The following is a 4,011-nucleotide window of genomic DNA, read 5'->3' on the forward strand; positions in this document are numbered from 1 at the left end:
CTGACCTCGCTAAGGTCAGAACGCCTGATTCCTCTTCTGTTCAGCCGGAGGTGCCTCATGTTTCCCATCAGGCCGATGGCTCCATCCCCGAGGCAGGGGCAGTTTCTGGGGCTAAAGCTTCTGATATTCCAAGAGCCAAGGTTGGCGATGTCGAGGCACCGGCTAGAGCTGAGGAAGTGACCGGTTCCAAGGGTTCTGAGGTGATTAAGGGCGGTCATCAAGATACAACAGGGACTTATATTTCTAAATATGATGATTTACATGATTATGAGTTCAATGGCACGACTAATCCCGGCCCTTTGGTAGAACATCCATCCACTCCCAATCGTAATTTCTATGGAGGACGCTATAACGTTAGTACTCTAGAAAGAGATACTATACTTTATAGAGCAGGTAGCTCCGATAATCCAATGGGACAATGGTTTACTGTTGAAGCTCCGAATTCAAGGGCTCAAGTAAGAATTGATACAGCCGTTAAGGATATTTGGATGAATCCAGATGGCTCGTATAGTGGACAATCCCCGATTGATAAAGTTTATAAAATCAAGATACCAAAAGGAACAACCATTTATGATGGTCCTGTAGGAAGTCAAGGAGGAATTTACCTTGGGGGTATTGGTAAACAACAGATCTTTATTGATTCACCATGGAATATAGAAGGTGTAGAAGTTTTAGATTCATGGGAAATTTCACATTAAAGGAAGGTTATATATGAATGTCACAGATATCATAGGAGCAATTGATACACTCACTGACACCATTTATAAATATCATATAAATGGTGTAAATATTCAATTAGAGTATTTAGATGATCTTAGAAATATTTTAGCGGATAACATTACCTTATCCGAAAGAAAGAAAATTGCAATCTATCAATCCCTTTTCCCACCACATGGGGGATTGTCTGAGATTAATTATTGGAATGATAACTTTGAAGTACGTAAACAAGTGAATACAAGAATTTCTAATAATACAACTATCCTTGCAAATTTCTTACTAGGAAATAAGTAAAAATTAATAATTTATCTCACCTCGCATGTGTGTTCTGTTCTTGAAGACAGTAGCCCAATATCTACAGTTGAAATCAGCTATGGTTGAAGTTTCAGCCAGAGCTGATTTCAGGAAGGATATGGAATCATTACCTCATATTGATTTATCACAAAAGGTTGAAGATGGTATTGTTGGAACTCCGAATGGTAAACGTCCAGATGTCAACCGTGTGTATTCACAAGATGAGATTAATCAACACCTTTCTATGTTTAAAGATGGCATAGTGAAAGTAGTAAGCGGTGAGAGATATCGCGCAGATTTAGATAATTATGGAACCACAATCGGTGCTCCTAATGGACAATTTGTTATGCCTAAATCTGTCTACGAAAAGGCCGTTAAAGCTTCACATGGAAATCCAAGAGTATTGGAAGAACTGCTAACTTTGGGACCCGGCTCTTTAGGAGATACTCCAAAAGTAATTGAATCACATGATTTTACAGGACTTCGTATGCCATCTGGTAACGAAGCAGGCGCTTATCAAGGTGATTGGATTCCAGGTGGTTACACCAAGGGGGGGAACACCAGAAGCAATTATTGATCAATTACTAGAAGGCCATTATACTGTTGATGATGTTTATTAATTGAGGTGATGCTTGATGTCTTTGAAATATAAAAAATACAATTATTGTTCAATTGAGGAAAATGTAGAAAAAAATAGGTATATTATCTTTTGGACAAGGGGAAAAGAGCACTATTCTTATCCCATAACAGCTGAACTGGCTGAAAAATTAGCTAATTCAAGTAAAGATGAATTAGAAGTCATGTTCTATGCAGAAAAAGGCCGATGGCCAAAAGTGGGAGAATTGGATCATTATAATGAAACAAAAGTGATCACCCATAAAGGAAATGGATTCCTTGTTTATGAAGAAGATGGGCACTATGAAATGCGCTGGCAGACAGGGAGTCACGACTCACGGGAGGCTGCTTATCCTATCACCAAGGAGCTAATGGATAAAGCCTTTCAATCGGATCAAGATGCCTATGATGTCAAGACTTACTTGACGACCGGTTTATGGCCCAGTCATGACCAAGATGCTATTGACTGTTCCTTTATTCGTCAATATCCAGAAGTGCTACTAAGAAATCCAGAAGCCAGTCGATCCTTATTTAGCGAAGATGAGTTTGAAAGGCTGTTGAAAAAAGCTCATGAAGCTTCTGATACAGAGAACTAGTCTATGGAATTGATTCGTTTTAGCAAAAAGTTATCTTGGAAATTTGCAAGATGATTTAGCCTAAGTGAAAAGCTTAGGTTAATTTTATAAGTTACCGAAATGTGAGTTCAAAATCCTAGCGATTTATGAAACTATTTCAGATATTGTCTAGCTGGATCCATCCAAAGCTGGTCAAGGGTGAGGACCCCAGCCTGATGCAGGTGGCCGGCTTAGGCGTTGGCCTAGGCGGCCGCTATGTGGACGCTGCCCATCCCCGGGGAGTGGACAGCAGTGCTGCCCGGCCTAGGACCGAGACTCCTGACCTCGCTAAGGTCAGAACGCCTGATTCCTCTTCTGTTCAGCCGGAGGTGCCTCATGTTTCTCATCAGACCGATGGGTCTGGCTTAGAGGCAGGAGCAGTTTCTGGGGCTAAAGCTTCTGATATTCCAAGAGCCAAGGTCGGTGATGTCTATGCACCGGCTAGAGCTGGGGAAGTGACGGGAGCTAATGCTTCTGACGTGCCGAGAGCTAAGGTAGATGAAGTCGAGGGACCTAAGGGAACTGAGCCGGTTGAGGCCAGCCCTAGCACGGATGATTATGTACCTTTCAAGGATCAGATGTCAGAAACAGATGCCCGTCGCTATGAGCAGTGGAACAAGTATGCGGAAGCTGGGATTGAACCTGCAGATAGGGTGAAATTAGGTGATTGGACGTACCAACCTGATGCCAAACTTTATCAAAAATATAAATCAGTATATGATAATCCTAAGTATTATGATCAAGAGACTGGTTCAATAAATTGGCCAGAAAATGATGGGTTTAGTGGAGAACCAAAGAAGATCGTTTTAACCCCCGGTACTAGAGTTGATAGATATGGTAGTGATTATGGTAGTTTTATCTCTCCTGAAGGAATTCCTTATGAACAGAGGGCAGTTGCGCCGGGTACGGATTTAAAACCATATAGTGTCTTTGAAGTAGTAGAACCACTGGAAGTAAAAGCTGGTGAAGTTGCTCCGTGGTTTGACGAGCCTGGTGGAGGAATACAATACTTATTACCAGATACTGTTGATGAATTATTGGATAATAATATAATTAGGAGGGTTGAATAATGACAATAGCAGAGCTGAAGAATATTTTGTTGTCTTGGCAAGTTCCAGAAGATCTATATTCCATTATGTTAGGAGGTTTACCAAATGAAAAACTTTGTTTGGTAAAAGAGTCAGAGAAACATTGGGAAGTTTACTATAGTGAAAGAGGAAGAAAATCTGGCTTAAAAGTATTTGAATCTGAAGATAAGGCTTGTGATTATTTTCTACGTAAGTTGTCAAGATATAGGCAGGACTCATAAATAACAGTTTAAGAATTGCATTTAGATAATGTTAAAGTAAAAAAATTATAGCGTAGCTATGGAAAAAGCCTTATGTGACCTATCAAGCAAGCGAATTTGAATACCTTTATCAAACGGATGATTTAGGACGTTTGGATAACTGGCATACAGATGAGTTACAACTTACTGAACGTGATGTGCGGCTCAGACATGACCCTAATACTCCAGGTAAACAATCTGGTGACCATGCAGGACACATAGCAGGTGACCGTTTTGGAGGTTCTCCTTTACGAGATAACTTGGTTTCACAGTTAAGTGATGTGAATTTGAGCAGCTATAAGAAAATCGAAAACCAATGGGCAAAAGCTGTTAAAGAAGGCAAGAAAGTTACTGTTGATGTTAATATAAACTATACTCGTGGTGCTAGTTAATTTCAAAATATCTCAAATTATAAGCCAGTATGATTTGTTCGATTCTCAATTG

The 4,011-nt window shown here is 40.2% G+C and carries 6 protein-coding genes and 1 pseudogene; all 7 read left to right on the forward strand.

Features of this window, described 5'->3' with window-relative positions:
• A pseudogene (locus ACFOSE_RS07300) lies at nt 1-698 on the forward strand (hypothetical protein); the annotation flags it as partial.
• Nucleotides 699-711: 13 nt separating this feature from the next.
• Nucleotides 712-1,011, forward strand: a complete 300-nt coding sequence (locus tag ACFOSE_RS07305) for an ABC transporter (protein ID WP_380432060.1) — start codon at nt 712-714, stop codon at nt 1,009-1,011.
• Between the two features lie 118 nt (nt 1,012-1,129).
• Nucleotides 1,130-1,588: a hypothetical protein gene (locus ACFOSE_RS07310; RefSeq protein WP_380432061.1), complete on the forward strand. Its 459-nt coding sequence runs from the start codon at nt 1,130-1,132 to the stop codon at nt 1,586-1,588.
• A 58-nt stretch (nt 1,589-1,646) separates the two neighbouring features.
• Complete coding sequence (locus ACFOSE_RS07315) at nt 1,647-2,222, forward strand: hypothetical protein (RefSeq protein WP_380432063.1); 576 nt, start codon at nt 1,647-1,649, stop codon at nt 2,220-2,222.
• 143 nt (nt 2,223-2,365) lie between these two features.
• Nucleotides 2,366-3,310, forward strand: coding sequence for a TNT domain-containing protein (locus ACFOSE_RS07320; protein ID WP_380432064.1), 945 nt, complete (start codon nt 2,366-2,368; stop codon nt 3,308-3,310).
• Nucleotides 3,310-3,549, forward strand: coding sequence for a hypothetical protein (locus ACFOSE_RS07325; protein ID WP_380432065.1), 240 nt, complete (start codon nt 3,310-3,312; stop codon nt 3,547-3,549). The genes ACFOSE_RS07320 and ACFOSE_RS07325 overlap by 1 nt, the downstream gene beginning before the upstream one ends.
• Before the next feature lie 74 nt (nt 3,550-3,623).
• Nucleotides 3,624-3,959, forward strand: a complete 336-nt coding sequence (locus tag ACFOSE_RS07330; RefSeq protein WP_380432067.1) for a DNA/RNA non-specific endonuclease — start codon at nt 3,624-3,626, stop codon at nt 3,957-3,959.
• The last annotated feature ends 52 nt before the right edge of the window (nt 3,960-4,011 follow it).

Origin of the sequence: Streptococcus dentapri, assembly GCF_042649885.1 — a bacterium.
Taxonomy (GTDB): Bacteria; Bacillota; Bacilli; order Lactobacillales; family Streptococcaceae; genus Streptococcus; species Streptococcus dentapri.

Bases quoted from the DNA above. Each gene is read 5' to 3' on its own strand.
- ACFOSE_RS07305 (WP_380432060.1), top strand. From the start codon at position 712: ATGAATGTCACAGATATCATAGGAGCAATTGATACACTCACTGACACC.
- ACFOSE_RS07310 (WP_380432061.1), top strand. From the start codon at position 1,130: ATGGAATCATTACCTCATATTGATTTATCACAAAAGGTTGAAGATGGT.
- ACFOSE_RS07315 (WP_380432063.1), top strand. From the start codon at position 1,647: ATGTCTTTGAAATATAAAAAATACAATTATTGTTCAATTGAGGAAAAT.
- ACFOSE_RS07325 (WP_380432065.1), top strand. From the start codon at position 3,310: ATGACAATAGCAGAGCTGAAGAATATTTTGTTGTCTTGGCAAGTTCCA.